General features: G+C 68.2%; 11 protein-coding genes. 10 read left to right on the forward strand and 1 reads right to left on the reverse strand.

Annotation, left to right across the window (positions count from 1 at the left end; translation table 11 throughout):
• The first annotated feature begins 22 nt into the window (after window positions 1-22).
• On the forward strand, window positions 23-1,321 hold the full coding sequence (clpX, locus tag OG953_RS28920) for an ATP-dependent Clp protease ATP-binding subunit ClpX (RefSeq protein WP_114244485.1): 1,299 nt from the start codon (window positions 23-25) through the stop codon (window positions 1,319-1,321).
• Window positions 1,322-1,391: 70 nt separating this feature from the next.
• Here clpX and OG953_RS28925 read toward each other — a convergent pair whose 3' ends face one another.
• Window positions 1,392-2,447: a hypothetical protein gene (locus OG953_RS28925; RefSeq protein WP_405687941.1), complete on the reverse strand. Its 1,056-nt coding sequence runs from the start codon at window positions 2,445-2,447 to the stop codon at window positions 1,392-1,394.
• A gap of 140 nt (window positions 2,448-2,587) precedes the next feature.
• Here OG953_RS28925 and OG953_RS28930 point away from each other — a divergent pair, with 140 nt between their 5' ends.
• The 9 genes from OG953_RS28930 (at window position 2,588) to rodA (ending at window position 14,309) form a co-directional block, all read left to right on the forward strand.
• Entirely contained in the window at window positions 2,588-5,209 is a 2,622-nt protein-coding gene (locus tag OG953_RS28930; protein WP_405687943.1) for a valine--tRNA ligase, read from the forward strand.
• Between the two features lie 133 nt (window positions 5,210-5,342).
• Entirely contained in the window at window positions 5,343-6,866 is a 1,524-nt protein-coding gene (locus tag OG953_RS28935; RefSeq protein WP_405687944.1) for a bifunctional folylpolyglutamate synthase/dihydrofolate synthase, read from the forward strand.
• Window positions 6,867-6,869: 3 nt separating this feature from the next.
• Window positions 6,870-7,229 carry a DUF4233 domain-containing protein gene (locus OG953_RS28940; RefSeq protein WP_405687945.1) on the forward strand — a complete coding sequence of 120 codons (360 nt, stop codon included), beginning with the start codon at window positions 6,870-6,872 and terminating at the stop codon, window positions 7,227-7,229.
• A 96-nt stretch (window positions 7,230-7,325) separates the two neighbouring features.
• A complete protein-coding gene (ndk, locus tag OG953_RS28945; protein ID WP_405687947.1) occupies window positions 7,326-7,739 on the forward strand; it encodes a nucleoside-diphosphate kinase in 414 nt (137 codons plus the stop codon).
• A gap of 290 nt (window positions 7,740-8,029) precedes the next feature.
• The gene (locus OG953_RS28950) at window positions 8,030-9,049 is read left to right on the forward strand and encodes a rod shape-determining protein (protein WP_351202912.1); all 1,020 of its coding nucleotides are present in this window, start codon (window positions 8,030-8,032) and stop codon (window positions 9,047-9,049) included.
• A gap of 125 nt (window positions 9,050-9,174) precedes the next feature.
• Complete coding sequence (gene mreC / locus OG953_RS28955) at window positions 9,175-10,209, forward strand: rod shape-determining protein MreC (protein ID WP_405687949.1); 1,035 nt, start codon at window positions 9,175-9,177, stop codon at window positions 10,207-10,209.
• 11 nt (window positions 10,210-10,220) lie between these two features.
• Complete coding sequence (gene mreD, locus OG953_RS28960) at window positions 10,221-10,883, forward strand: rod shape-determining protein MreD (RefSeq protein ID WP_405687950.1); 663 nt, start codon at window positions 10,221-10,223, stop codon at window positions 10,881-10,883.
• Window positions 10,884-10,944: 61 nt separating this feature from the next.
• On the forward strand, window positions 10,945-13,119 hold the full coding sequence (mrdA, locus tag OG953_RS28965; protein WP_405687952.1) for a penicillin-binding protein 2: 2,175 nt from the start codon (window positions 10,945-10,947) through the stop codon (window positions 13,117-13,119).
• A complete protein-coding gene (gene rodA / locus OG953_RS28970; protein ID WP_405687953.1) occupies window positions 13,119-14,309 on the forward strand; it encodes a rod shape-determining protein RodA in 1,191 nt (396 codons plus the stop codon). Before mrdA ends, rodA begins: the two co-directional genes overlap by 1 nt.
• Window positions 14,310-14,311 lie beyond the last annotated feature (2 nt).

The raw sequence follows: 14,311 nt of genomic DNA on the forward strand, positions 1-14,311 counted from the left end.
CCAGGCGAAGGGGAAGCACCTCGTGGCACGCATCGGTGATGGCGGCGACCTGCTCAAGTGCTCGTTCTGCGGAAAGAGCCAGAAGCAGGTGAAGAAGCTCATCGCGGGACCCGGTGTGTACATCTGCGACGAGTGCATCGATCTCTGCAACGAGATCATCGAGGAGGAGCTCGCGGAGACCTCCGAGGTGCGGTGGGAGGAACTCCCCAAGCCGCGCGAGATCTACGAGTTCCTCGAGGGGTACGTCGTCGGGCAGGAGCCCGCGAAGAAGGCCCTCTCGGTCGCTGTGTACAACCACTACAAGCGGGTCCAGGCGGGCGAGAACGGCGGCGCGCAGGGCCGGGACGACGCCATCGAGCTGGCCAAGTCCAACATCCTGCTGCTGGGCCCCACGGGCTCCGGCAAGACGCTTCTCGCGCAGACCCTGGCCCGTATGCTCAACGTCCCGTTCGCCATCGCCGACGCGACGGCGCTGACGGAGGCCGGCTATGTCGGCGAGGACGTCGAGAACATCCTGCTGAAGCTCATCCAGGCCGCGGACTACGACGTCAAGAAGGCCGAGACCGGGATCATCTACATCGACGAGATCGACAAGGTCGCCCGCAAGAGCGAGAACCCGTCGATCACCCGCGATGTCTCCGGCGAGGGCGTCCAGCAGGCCTTGTTGAAGATCCTGGAGGGCACCACCGCCTCCGTACCGCCGCAGGGCGGCCGGAAGCACCCGCACCAGGAGTTCATCCAGATCGACACGACGAACGTGCTGTTCATCGTGGGCGGTGCCTTCTCCGGTCTGGAGAGGATCATCGAGTCGCGGGCGGGTGCCAAGGGCATCGGCTTCGGCGCGACGATCCGCTCCAAGCGGGAGATCGAGGCGAGCGACCAGTTCCAGGAGGTCATGCCTGAGGACCTGGTGAAGTTCGGGATGATCCCGGAGTTCATCGGCCGTCTGCCTGTCCTCACCTCGGTCCACAACCTGGACCGTGAGGCGCTGCTGCAGATCCTCGTAGAGCCGCGCAACGCGCTGGTGAAGCAGTATCAACGACTGTTCGAACTCGACGGTGTCGAGCTGGACTTCGACCGCCCGGCCCTGGAGGCCATCGCCGACCAGGCGATCCTCCGCGGCACCGGCGCGCGTGGCCTGCGGGCCATCATGGAAGAGGTCCTCCAGTCCGTGATGTACGAGGTGCCGTCCCGCAAGGACGTCGCCCGCGTCGTCATCACGGCGGACGTCGTCCGCAACAACGTGAACCCGACCCTGGTCCCGCGCGAGCCGCGGACGATCGGCAAGGGCGACGACGGGCGGCACGAGAAGTCCGCGTAGCGGTACGTGAACGCGAGGGGCGCCCGGCCAGTACACCTGGCCGGGCGCCCCTTCTGCCGTTCCGTGCTTGCTACTTGGCCTCGACGCGGATCTCGTTGCGGAGATCCGTTGTGATCTTGACGGCTGTGTCCTTGTCCACGTTCTTGGTGACGTCGCCGGGGGACACCATCGCCATGGTGCTGAAGTCCGACCAGGCGCAGAACCAGTCGGTCTTCTCCTTGCCGGTCTTGGCGGCCTGGCACTTCATGATGCCGTTCTCGAAGCCGGAGGGAGACACCTCCTCCGGTTCGCCGAGCAACTCGGTGTCGTTCTTCGAGTTCTCGGACGCGCTCTTCTTCAGTGTGGCGAAGAATTTGTCCAGCGCCTTGGCCGGGTCCTCGACCTTGCCGTACGCACCGAGATAGGTGATGCCCTTCGCCGTGGCGACATCGGGCATGGTGCTCGGGTCGCTGGGGTCGTAGTTGCTGAGATCCGCGGTCGAGTAGATACCGGTGACGGTCTTGCCGTTCTCGATGCCGCTGGCCGTCAGTTCCTTCGTGGCCTCGGCGTCCTGCTTCACGCCCGAGTTGTCACCGCCGTAGCGCTTGTACTCGCCCAGCACCTTCGTCGGCGTGGTCAGCTTGTGCGGCCCGTCGTCGCTGAGCGTGTCGCTGCCCCCGCCCGACGTCAGGAAGTACACCCCGCCCGCGATGACCGCCAGCGCCACGACCGCGCCACCGATGATCAGGCCGGTCTTCTTCTTCGGCTGGACCGGGGGCATCGGCACCGTGCCGTACGGGGCCTGGCCGTAAGGGGCCTGCGGCTGCTGGCCGTACGGGCCCGGCTGCTGGGCCTGCGGGTAGCCGTAGCCCGGCTGGGGCTGCTGCTGCGGCGGGACACCCTGGGGGGCCTGCTGGGGGTACCCGTAACCGGGCTGGCCCTGCGGCGGACCCTGGGGCGGCTGGCCACCGTACGGGCCCGGCTGCTGGCCGTACGGGCCGGGCTGACCCTGGGGCGGCTGGCCACCGTACGGGCCCGGCTGCTGGCCGTACGGGCCGGGCTGACCCTGCGGCGGCTGGCCACCGTACGGTCCGGGCTGGCCCTGTGGAGGCTGCCCGCCGTACGGGCCCGGCTGGTTGTAGCTCATCTGCGGTGTCCCCTGTTCGGAATGCTTATGCGTTCCGAACATCCTGACGGAAGGGCCACCGCCGCGGAGCATCAGGAGTCACACCGTTACGGAACAAACCGGTTTCAGTGCACGACGGTGACGGCCCTAAACTGTCCCCCGTGACCGAGAACACTCAGCAGACGCCAGCCAGCAACCCCGAACTGCCGACCCAGTACGCACCGGCCGAGGTAGAGGGGAAGCTGTATGAGCGCTGGGTAGAACGTGGTTACTTCGAAGCCGACGAGCACAGCGAGAAGCCTCCGTACTCCATCGTCATCCCGCCGCCGAACGTCACGGGCAGCCTGCACCTGGGGCACGCCTTCGAGCACACGCTGATCGACGCCCTCGTCCGCCGCAAGCGCATGCAGGGCTTCGAGGCGCTGTACCAGCCCGGAATGGACCACGCCGGCATCGCCACCCAGAACGTCGTCGAGCGTGAGCTCGGCAAGGAGGGCAAGTCCCGCCACGACCTGGGCCGCGAGGCCTTCGTCGAGCGCGTCTGGCAGTGGAAGAACGAGTCCGGCGGCCAGATCTCCGGCCAGATGCGCCGGCTCGGCGAGGGCGTCGCCTGGTCCCGTGAGCGCTTCACCATGGACGAGGGCCTGTCCACCGCCGTCCAGACCATCTTCAAGCGGATGTACGACGAGGAGCTGATCTATCGCCGCGAGCGCATCGTCAACTGGTGCCCGCGCTGTCTGACCGCGATCTCGGACATCGAGGTCGAGTACCAGGACGACGACGGCGAGCTCGTCTCGATGACGTACGGGGAGGGGGACGACACCATCGTCGTCGCCACCACCCGCGCCGAGACGATGCTCGGTGACACCGCCGTCGCCGTCCACCCCGACGACGAGCGCTACAAGCACCTCGTCGGCAAGCGGATCAAGCTGCCGCTGACCGACCGCACGATCCCCGTCGTCGCCGACCACCACGTCGACCCGGAGTTCGGTACCGGCGCTGTGAAGGTCACGCCCGCGCACGACCCGAACGACTTCGAGATCGGTATGCGCCACGACCTGCCGTTCCTCACGGTCATGGACGAGCGCGCGGTCATCACCGTCCCCGGTCCGTTCGAGGGACTCGACCGCCTGGAGGCCCGGTCCGCCATCGTCGGCGCGCTGCGCGCCGAGGGCCGGATCGTCACCGAGAAGCGCCCGTACCTCCACTCCGTCGGCCACTGCTCGCGCTGCAAGACCACCGTCGAGCCACGGCTGTCCATGCAGTGGTGGGTCAGGGTCGCCCCGCTCGCCAAGGCGGCCGGTGACGCCGTCCGCGAGGGCAAGGTCAAGATCCACCCGCAGGAGATGGAGAAGCGGTACTTCGACTGGGTCGACAACCTCCACGACTGGTGCATCTCCCGTCAGCTGTGGTGGGGGCACCGCATCCCCGTCTGGCACGGACCCGACGGCGAGATGGTCTGCGTCGGACCGGACGACGAGGCACCCACCGGCGAGGGCTGGACGCAGGACAGCGACGTCCTGGACACCTGGTTCTCCTCCGGCCTGTGGCCGTTCTCCACGCTCGGCTGGCCGGAGCAGACCGACAGCCTCGCGAAGTTCTACCCGAACTCCGTCCTCGTCACCGGCTACGACATCCTCTTCTTCTGGGTCGCCCGGATGATGATGTTCGGCCTGTACGTCAATGACGGTGTGCCGCCCTTCGAGACCATCGTTCTGCACGGCATGGTCCGTGACGAGTTCGGCAAGAAGATGTCGAAGTCGTTCGGCAACGTCGTCAACCCGCTGGACTGGATGGACAAGTACGGCTCCGACGCGCTGCGCTTCACCTTGGCGCGCGGTGCCAACCCGGGCACCGATGTCCCGATCGGTGAGGAGTGGGTCCAGGGTTCCGCCAAGTTCGCCAACAAGATCTGGAACGCCACCCGCTTCGCTCTGATGAACGGCGCCACGATCGAGGGCGAACTGCCGTCCGCCGACGAGATGTCGGTGACCGAGCGCTGGATCCTGTCCCGGCTCAACAAGACCGTCGCCGAAGTCGACGCGTACTACGACGACTTCCAGTTCTCCAAGCTCAGCGAGGCACTCCGGCACTTCGCCTGGGACGAGGTCTTCGACTGGTACGTCGAGCTGTCCAAGACCACGTTCTTCGCGGGCGGCAAGCCGGCCGAGGTCTCGGGCCGGGTCCTCGGTGAGGTCCTCGACGTGATGCTGCGGCTGCTGCACCCGGTCGTCCCGTTCGTCACGGAGACACTCTGGACCGCGCTCACCGGCCGGGAGTCCGTCGTCATCGCCGACTGGCCGACCGACTCCGGTTTCCGCGACGACGCGGCCGAGAAGGAGATCGAGCTCGTCCAGCAGGTCGTCACCGAGGTCCGCCGGTTCCGCTCCGACCAGGGCCTGCAGCCCGGCCAGAAGGTCCCGGCCGAGCTCACCCTGACCGGCACGGCGCTCGCCCCGCACGAGGCGGCCATCCGCCAGCTGCTGCGCCTGCAGCCCGCCGGCGACGGCTTCCACGCCACCGCGTCGCTGCCGGTCGCGGGGGCCACCGTCGCCCTCGACCTGTCCGGCACGATCGACGTCGAGGCAGAACGCAAGCGCCTGACGAAGGACCTGGGCGCTGCCGAGAAGGAGAAGGCCCAGGCCAACGGCAAGCTCTCCAACGAGGCGTTCCTCGGCAAGGCCCCGGACAACGTGGTCGACAAGATCCGTGGCCGGCTCGCCAAGGCCGAGGCGGACATCGAGCGGATCACCAACCAGCTGGCGAACCTGCCGCAGGGCTGATCACCCGCTGAGGGCGAAGCCCCCGTACTCCCGCCGCCGGGAGTACGGGGGCTTCGCCCATCCCCGCGCGCGGTCAGGACTCAGGCGACCGGGCGCTGCGCGCGATGCCCGTGTCCATCCGTAGACTGGCCTCGTGAGTGAGCCCCGCCCTTCCGACCGGCACGACGCCTCCGATCCCGACGAGACCTTCGCGGAGATCGTCGACGAAGCGACCCAGCGCGACCCCGACCTGGCGGTGATCGAGGCCGGGAGCCGTACCCTGCGCACCCGCTCGGGACCGCCGCAGGGCCAGGACGCCCCCGTCCGCCCCGCCGATCCGGAGGTGGACAAGGCGCTTCGCGCGGTGGAGCAGGAGCTCGCCGGACGCTGGGGCGAGACCAAGCTGGAGCCTTCCGTCGCGCGCATCGCCGCGCTGATGGATGTGCTCGGCGAGCCGCAGCGCGCGTACCCCTCGATCCACATCACCGGGACCAACGGCAAGACGAGCACGGCCCGCATGATCGAGGCGCTGCTCGGCGCCTTCGACCTGCGCACCGGCCGCTACACCTCGCCGCACGTCCAGTCGATCACCGAGCGGATCAGCCTGGACGGCGCCCCGATGGACCCCGAGCGGTTCATCGAGGCGTACCAGGACATCAAGCCGTACGTGGAGATGGTCGACGCCCAGCAGCCGTACCGGCTCTCCTTCTTCGAGGTGCTGACGGGCATGGCGTACGCGGCCTTCGCCGACACGCCGGTCGATGTCGCCGTCGTGGAGGTCGGCATGGGCGGCAGCTGGGACGCGACGAACGTCATCGACGCCTCGGTCGCCGTCGTCACCCCCATTTCGCTTGACCACACCGACCGGCTCGGCGCCACGCACGCCGAGATCGCCGGTGAGAAGGCCGGGATCATCAAGCAGGGTGCCACGGTCATCCTGGCGCAGCAGCCGGTGGACGCCGCGCAGGTCATGCTGAAGAAGGCCGTCGAGGTCGATGCCACGGTCGCCCGCGAGGGCATGGAGTTCGGTGTCGTCTCCCGCGAGATCGCCGTCGGCGGCCAGTTGCTGACGCTGCGCGGCCTCGGCGGCGAGTACGAGGAGATCTTCCTCCCGCTGTACGGCGCCCACCAGGCGCACAACGCGGCGGTGACGCTCGCCGCAGTGGAGGCTTTCTTCGGGATCGGCGCCGAGCAGCCCGGCGCACTCGACATCGACACGGTCCGCCGGGCCTTCGCCTCGGTGATCTCGCCGGGCCGCCTCGAAGTGGTCCGCAGCAGCCCGACCGTCGTCCTGGACGCGGCCCACAACCCGGCGGGCGCCCGCGCCACCGCCGACGGGCTCTCCGAGGCGTTCGGCTTCTCCCGGCTGATCGGTGTGGTCGGTGCCAGCGGCGACAAGGACGTCAAGGGGCTGCTCGAAGCCTTCGAGCCGATCTTCGCCGAGGTCGTCATCACCCAGAACTCCAGCGGCCGCGCGATGGACGCCGACGAACTGGCCGCCGTCGCGGTCGAGGTCTTCGGCAACGACCGCGTCCAGGTCGAACCGCGCCTGGACGACGCGCTGGAGGCGGCGATCACCCTCGCCGAGGAGGAGGACGAATATGCGGGCGCCGGCGTGCTGGTGACCGGTTCCGTGATCACGGTCGGCGAGGCCCGACTGCTCCTGGGAAGGCACTGACCCGTGCGTACGCTCTGTGCATCGACGCTGATCGGCGAGTTCTTCGTGATCGGCTTCGCCGGACTCGTCGCGATGAAGTCCGACGACCTGACGAACACCACGGTCTGGACGGTCTGCGGCATCGGCATGCTGCTGTCCGTGCTGCTCTGCGGGATGATCACCCGCCCCGGCGGGATGCAGCTCGGCTGGGCGCTGCAGATCGCCCTGGTACTGAGCGGTTTCGTCGTCCCGATGATGTTCATCCTCGGCCTGGTCTTCGGCGGCCTGTGGTGGGCCTCGGTGCACTACGGCCGCAAGGTCGACGAGGCGAAGGCCCGTTGGGCGGCCGCGCAGCCACCGGCCGAGGCCCCGGCCGGTGGCTGATCCGGTACCCCGTGGCCAAACCCGGCCGCAGGCCCGTCCCCGTACCCCTGTAGCCTCGCTTCACCGCACCCGCATGCCTGCAAGGAGCCGCACATCATGACCCAGCGCACCCTCGTTCTCCTCAAGCCCGACGCCGTCCGGCGCGGACTCGTCGGCGAGATCGTCGGGCGGATCGAGCGCAAGGCCGGCTGGCGGATCACCGCGCTGGAGCTGCGCACCCTCGACCGCGCCACGCTGGAGCAGCACTACGCCGAGCACGTCGGCCGCCCGTTCTACGAGCCGCTCGTCGAGTTCATGCAGTCCGGCCCGATCGTGGCGCTGGTCGCCGAGGGCGAGCGGGTCATCGAGGGCATCCGTACGCTGGCCGGCCCCACCGACCCGATCGCAGCCGCGCCCGGCTCCATCCGTGGTGACTTCGGCACGATCACGCGGGAGAATCTCATCCACGCCTCGGACTCAGAGGAGTCCGCAGAGCGAGAAATGAAGCTGTTCTTCCCGGGCCTTTCCTGACCCCGGATCAGCCGATCAGCGCTCATGACCCGGGGCGACCGAATTAATTCGGTCGCCCTTCGGCATAGGGTCCCGGATCGCGGGAACGCATCACTCCGACGTAACGTCACCATGAGTGGAACGGCCACCCGTTCCGCCCACAAAGGCGAAGGACCCTCGCGCGGTGTCCGTGCACACGGCACTACGATGGAATCTTCCACGCCTGCAGCGCTCATTTCGCCGACCAGAACAAGCCATCATCGCTTTCTTGGAAGGCCCGACGCATCCTCATGGGGAACAAGGGGAACTCAATGTCGTTCATCGGCCGTGACATGGCTATCGACCTCGGGACTGCCAACACGCTGGTGTACGTCAGGGGGCGCGGCATCGTTCTGAACGAGCCGTCCGTCGTGGCCATCAACACCAACACCGGCGGCATCCTGGCGGTCGGCTCCGAGGCCAAGAAGATGATCGGGCGTACACCGGGCAACATCGTTGCCGTACGGCCCCTGAAGGACGGCGTGATCGCCGACTTCGAGATCACCGAGCGGATGCTCCGCTACTTCATCCTGAAGATCCACAAGCGCCGCTACCTGGCCCGCCCGCGGGTCGTCGTCTGCGTGCCCTCCGGCATCACCGGGGTCGAGCGACGCGCCGTCATCGAGGCATCGACGCAGGCCGGCGCGCGCCAGGTGCACATCATCGAGGAGCCCATGGCGGCGGCCATCGGATCGGGGCTGCCGGTCCACGAGGCCACCGGCAACATGGTGGTCGACATCGGTGGCGGCACCACCGAGGTCGCGGTCATCTCGCTCGGCGGAATCGTCACTGCCCAGTCGATCCGGACCGCCGGCGACGAGCTGGACAACGCGATCATCCAGCACATCAAGAAGGAGTACTCGCTCCTCCTCGGTGAGCGCTCCGCCGAACAGATCAAGATCACGATCGGTTCGGCGTACGACATGGACAAGGACGAGCACACCGAGATCCGCGGCCGCGACCTGGTCTCCGGGCTGCCCAAGACCGTGGTCGTCTCGGCCGCCGAGGTCCGCAAGGCCATCGAGGAGCCGGTCAACGCGATCGTCGACGCGGTGAAGACCACGCTGGACAAGTGCCCGCCGGAGCTCTCCGGCGACGTCATGGACCGCGGCATCGTCCTCACCGGCGGCGGCGCGCTGCTGCGCGGACTGGACGAGCGGCTGCGGCGCGAGACCGGGATGCCGATCCACATCGCCGAGGACCCGCTGGACTCGGTGGCGCTCGGGTCCGGCAAGTGCGTCGAGGAGTTCGAGGCGCTCCAGCAGGTGCTGGACGCCCAGCCCCGCAGGTAGCCGGCACAGCCCGGCCCACAGATAAACAACACATCAGTCTGCTGTGCGGACCACTGCCGCTCCGTACGGCCGATCGTTGATATACAGGCACGAACATTCCGACGAGGAAGGCACGGCCGCCGCACGTGAGGGACACACGAGAGAGCCGGCTGCTCCTGGTGCTGCTGATCGCCATCGCATTCGCATTGATCACGGTGGACATCCGCGGCGGCGAGGAGTCACCGGTGGACGGCGCCCGGCGGGCCGCCGCCACGGTCTTCGGGCCGGTTGAGAACGGCGTCGCGGCAGCCGTCGACCCGGTGGGCAACGCCATAGGGGCAGTACGCGACTCCGGCGCACGGCACAACCGGATCGCCGAGCTGGAGCAGCAGAACGCCGCGCTCAAGACGAAGCTCGGCAGCGACGACCAGAACCGCAACCGGGTCCGCGAGCTGGACCGGATGCTGAAGAAGTCGGCCGCCGGACAGTACGGCATCAAGGCCGCCGAGGTCATCGCCATAGGAGCTGCCCAGGGCTTCTCCTGGACGGTCACGATCGACGCGGGCTCCAACGACGGCATCAAGCGCGACATGACCGTCATCAACGGCGACGGTCTCGTCGGCCGGATCACCACCGTCGGCCCGGACACCGCCACGGTGCTCCTGGCCAACGACCCCGACTTCACCGTCGGCACCCGTATGGAGAAGACCGACGAACTGGGCTTCGCCACCGGCCAGGGTTCCCAGCCGCTGTCCGTCCAGTTCCTCAACGGCAAGGCCAAGGTGAAGAAGGGCGACCGGCTTGTCACCTTCGGCTCCAGCAAGAACAAGCCGTTCGTGCCCGGCGTCCCGGTCGGCGAGGTCGTCCGCGTCGACCCGTCCGGGGGCGGCCTGACCCGTACCGTCTATGTCCGCCCGTACGTCGGGTTCACCAAGCTCGACATCGTCGGCATCGTCGTCCAGGCCCCGCGCGAGGACCCCCGCGACATGGTCCTCCCGAAAGCGCCCGCCAAGCCCGCCAAACCCAAGCCCACCCCGACCGTCACCGTCACGATCTCGCCCAACGGCGACATCGTCGACACCGACGGCAACGTCGTCGGGAACGTCAACGAGAGCCCGGATCCCAGCGGAAGCCCGAATGCCACACAGAGCGCCGGCAACGCGGTAGACGAGCAGAGGTAGAGCTGATCCCCATGCGCTTGAACCGGACTCTGCTCTCCATCGTCCTGGTCGTGGTCGCCCTCGTCGTCCAGGTCTCCGTACTCGCCCGCCTCCAGCTTCCCGGCGCCGTGCCCGACCTGCTGCTCCTCGTCGTCCTCGGACTCGCCTTCGTGTACGGGCATGTCAGCGGCGCCCTCATCGGCTTCGGCGCGGGACTCCTCGCCGACCTGGTACCACCTGCCGACCACGCGGCCGGACGCTACGCACTGGTCCTCTGCGTCATCGGCTACTGCGCCGGACTGGTCAAGCCGGAGAACGGGCAGCTCAAGTCGGCCTTCGTGCCGATGGCCGCGGTAGTCGCCGCGGCGATCGGCTCGACGCTGCTGTACGCGCTCGTCGGCGCGCTCGTCGGGGACACGGCGGCCCGTCATGTGGGCCTCGGCAGCCTGCTGTTCACCGCCGCCGTCTACGACCTGCTCCTTGCGCCGTTCGTCGTTCCCCTGATCATGGCGATCGCCAGACGCACGGTGAACGATCCGCTCGCCGATTCCTCCGGCGGCGGCGACGTCGCCGCGGGCTGGCTGGCCTCCGGCACCGGACTGCGGATCGGCGGCCAGCGCGGCGGACTGCGCGTCAAGGTCGCCCGCAACCGAGCGGCACGCGCCGGACGGATCAAGGGAGTCAAGCGACTGTGAGGCCGCACCACAGCGGGGACACCCTCCGTATCTCCGGACCGACCACCACCGGGGGCGCCCCGTGAGCAATATCCCCGAGACCGGACGGACCCAGCGGGTCCAGATCCGTCTCGTCGTCATCCAGGTCCTCGTCTTCTCCCTGCTGCTCACCCTCGGCGGGCGCCTCTGGTACCTCCAGATCCGCAACGGCCAGGAGTACTCCGCCGAGGCGAAGAACAACCACGTCCAGCAGGTTGTCCAGCCGGCAGTCCGCGGATCGATCCTCGACGCGCGCGGGGTGCCCCTCGCCGACAACGAGACCCGCCTGGTCGTCTCCGCCAGCCGCACCGATCTGCTGAAGATGGACGACGACGGCAAGGGCGTCCTGACCCGGCTCGCCGATGTGCTCGGCATGAAGCCGAAGGACGTCTTCGACAAGATCCGGCTCTGCGACGCGAAGACGCCGCAGCCCTGCTGGAACGGTTCGCCTTATCAGCCGATCCCGGTGACCGACGAGGCCACCACCCAGCAGGCCCTCGAGATCCGCGAGCGCGCCGAGGACTTCCCCGGCATCACCGCCGAACCCACCGCCGTACGCCGCTACGCCGCACCCGGCAAGGCCAACACCGCCCAGGTCCTCGGCTACCTCTCGCCCGTCACCGACGAAGAGATCACCAAGGCCCAGGACACCGACTCGCCGTACCTCCGCTCCGACCAGGTCGGCCGTTCCGGCCTGGAGCGCACCTACGACAAGGAGCTGCGCGGCAAGGCCGGCGTCACCCGCTACGAGGTGGACAACCTCGGCCGGGTCATCGGCCAGGCGAAGGACGACGAGGCCGAGCCCGGATCGAGCGTCGTCACTTCCATCGACGCCCGGGTCCAGGCCGTCGCGGAGTACGAGCTGAACGACGCGATGAAGGTCGCCCGCACCCAGTTCGACAAGAACACCGGCGAGAACTACAAGGCCGACTCCGGTGCCGTCGTCGTCATGGAAGCCAAGACCGGCCGTGTCGTCGCGATGGCCTCCCTGCCCGACTACGACCCCAACGCCTGGGTCGGCGGCATCTCGGGCAAGGACTACGCCCGGATGACCAGCAAGAAGTCCAACTACCCGCTGCTCAACCGGGGCATCCAGGGCCAGGCCGCACCGGGCTCGATCTTCAAGGTCGTCTCGACCGCGGCCTCCGTCCAGGCGGGCTACCCGTTCGACGGCCACTACACCTGCGGCAGCTCGTACACCGCCGAGGGTCACACCTACCAGAACTTCGAATCGCAGAGCCACGGCCCGATCACCCTGGGCCAGGCACTCGAGGTCTCCTGCGACACCGTCTTCTACGCCCTCGGCTACCAGCAGTGGCTGAAGGACGGCGGGCTGACACCCAAGAAGAACGCCAAGGACTGGTTCTTCAAGACCGCCCACCAGTTCGGCCTCGGCAAGGAGACCGGCATCGACCTCCCCAACGAGGTCACCGGCCGCGTCCCCGACCGCCAGTGGAAGAAGGACTTCTGGAAGGCCAACAAGGACACCTGGTGCGAACAGGCCAAGAAGTGGCCCAAGAAGAAGGACTTCAACACCGTGCTCGCCCACGAGAACTGCCTCGAGGGCATGAAGCTGCACGCCTATGACTCGATCAACTACTCCATCGGCCAGGGCGACACCCTCGTCACCCCGATCCAGATGGCGACCATCTACGCCGCGATCAGCAACGGCGGCACGCTCTACGACCCGACCGTCGGCAAGGCGATCGTCAGCCCCGACGGCAAGCACGTCAGCATGATCGGGCCCCGTGCGCACGGCAAGCTGCCGGCCAGCGCCAAGACCCTGAAGCAGATGGAGGAGGCGCTGGCGGGCGTCGCCACCCGCGGTACCGCCGCCTGGAGGTTCGGCGGCTGGCCGCAGGACAAGATCCCGATGCACGCCAAGACGGGCACGGCCGAGGTCTACGGCAAGCAGACGACCTCATGGTTCGCCACGTACACCAAGGACTACTCGATCGTCATGACGATCTCTCAGGGTGGTACGGGCTCCGGCGCCTCCGGGCCTGCCGTCCGCAACATCTACGACGCGCTGTACGGACTCGACGACTCCGGCAAGCAGGACCTCAAGAAGGCACTGCTGCCCACCCCGCAGAAGTCCCTGCCGAAGATCCAGCATGACGGTTCGATCGACGCCCCGGAGATCAAGCCGTACGACCCGAACTCGCAGAAGACCCCGGAGGAGCAGACCCTCGCGGCAGTGCTCGGGAGGCGCGACTGATGGCCGGCTTCTCCGTCTCGCGGTACGCCCCCGAGCGCTCCGCCTGGGGCAAACTCATCGCCCGCGACTCCCTCGTACGCAAACTCGACTGGCCGTTGCTCGGGTCAGCGATCGCACTCTCCTTCATCGGCTCACTGCTGGTCTACTCGGCGACCCGGGGCCGTGACTCGCTCACGCACGGCGACCCGTACTACTTCCTCCTCCGGCATGTCCTCAACACCGGAATCGGCTTCGCCCTGATGGTCGGCACGATCTGGCTCGGCCACCGCACCCTGCGCGGAGCCGTCCCGATCCTCTACGGCCTCTCGGTGCTCCTCGTGCTGGCGGTCCTCACCCCGCTCGGCGCCACCGTCAACGGCGCGCACGCCTGGATCATCATCGGCGGCGGCTTCTCGCTCCAGCCGTCCGAGTTCACCAAGATCACCATCATCCTGATCATGGCGATGCTGCTCGCCGAGCGCGTCGACGCAGGCGACCAGCTCCACCCCGACCACCGGACCGTCGCCAAGGCACTGGGCCTCGCGCTCCTCCCGATGGTGATCGTCATGGGAATGCCGGACCTCGGCTCCGTCATGGTCATGGCCGTCATCGTGCTCGGCGTGCTCCTCGCCTCCGGGGCGTCGAACCGCTGGATCTTCGGCCTTCTCGGCGCGGGCATCGCCGGAGCCGTCGCCGTCTGGCAGCTCGGCCTGCTCGACGATTACCAGATCGCCCGCTTCGCCGCCTTCGCCAACCCCGCGCTCGACCCGGCGGGCGTCGGCTACAACACCAACCAGGCGCGCATCGCGATCGGCTCCGGCGGCCTCACCGGAACCGGCCTCTTCCAGGGCACCCAGACCACCGGCCAATTCGTTCCCGAGCAGCAGACCGACTTCGTTTTCACCGTCGCGGGCGAGGAGCTCGGCTTCCTCGGCGCCGGGCTGATCCTCGTTCTGCTCGGCGTCGTCCTGTGGCGCGCCTGCCGGATCGCCCGCGAGACGACCGAGCTGTACGGCACGATCGTCGCCGCCGGAATCATCGCCTGGTTCGCCTTCCAGGCGTTCGAGAACATCGGGATGACGCTCGGCATCATGCCGGTCGCAGGGCTTCCGCTGCCGTTCGTCTCGTACGGAGGATCCTCGATGTTCGCCGTCTGGGTGGCCGTCGGGCTGCTCCAGTCGATCAGGGTGCAGCGGCCGATAAGCGCCTGAGC

Source organism: Streptomyces sp. NBC_00057, from assembly GCF_045041165.1.
Taxonomy (GTDB): domain Bacteria; phylum Actinomycetota; class Actinomycetes; order Streptomycetales; family Streptomycetaceae; genus Streptomyces.

Coding starts and splice junctions, on each gene's coding strand:
- rodA (WP_405687953.1), top strand. CDS start 13,119: ATGGCCGGCTTCTCCGTCTCGCGGTACGCCCCCGAGCGCTCCGCCTGG.
- mreD (WP_405687950.1), top strand. CDS start 10,221: ATGCGCTTGAACCGGACTCTGCTCTCCATCGTCCTGGTCGTGGTCGCC.
- OG953_RS28925 (WP_405687941.1), bottom strand. CDS start 2,447: ATGAGCTACAACCAGCCGGGCCCGTACGGCGGGCAGCCTCCACAGGGC.
- OG953_RS28950 (WP_351202912.1), top strand. CDS start 8,030: ATGTCGTTCATCGGCCGTGACATGGCTATCGACCTCGGGACTGCCAAC.
- ndk (WP_405687947.1), top strand. CDS start 7,326: ATGACCCAGCGCACCCTCGTTCTCCTCAAGCCCGACGCCGTCCGGCGC.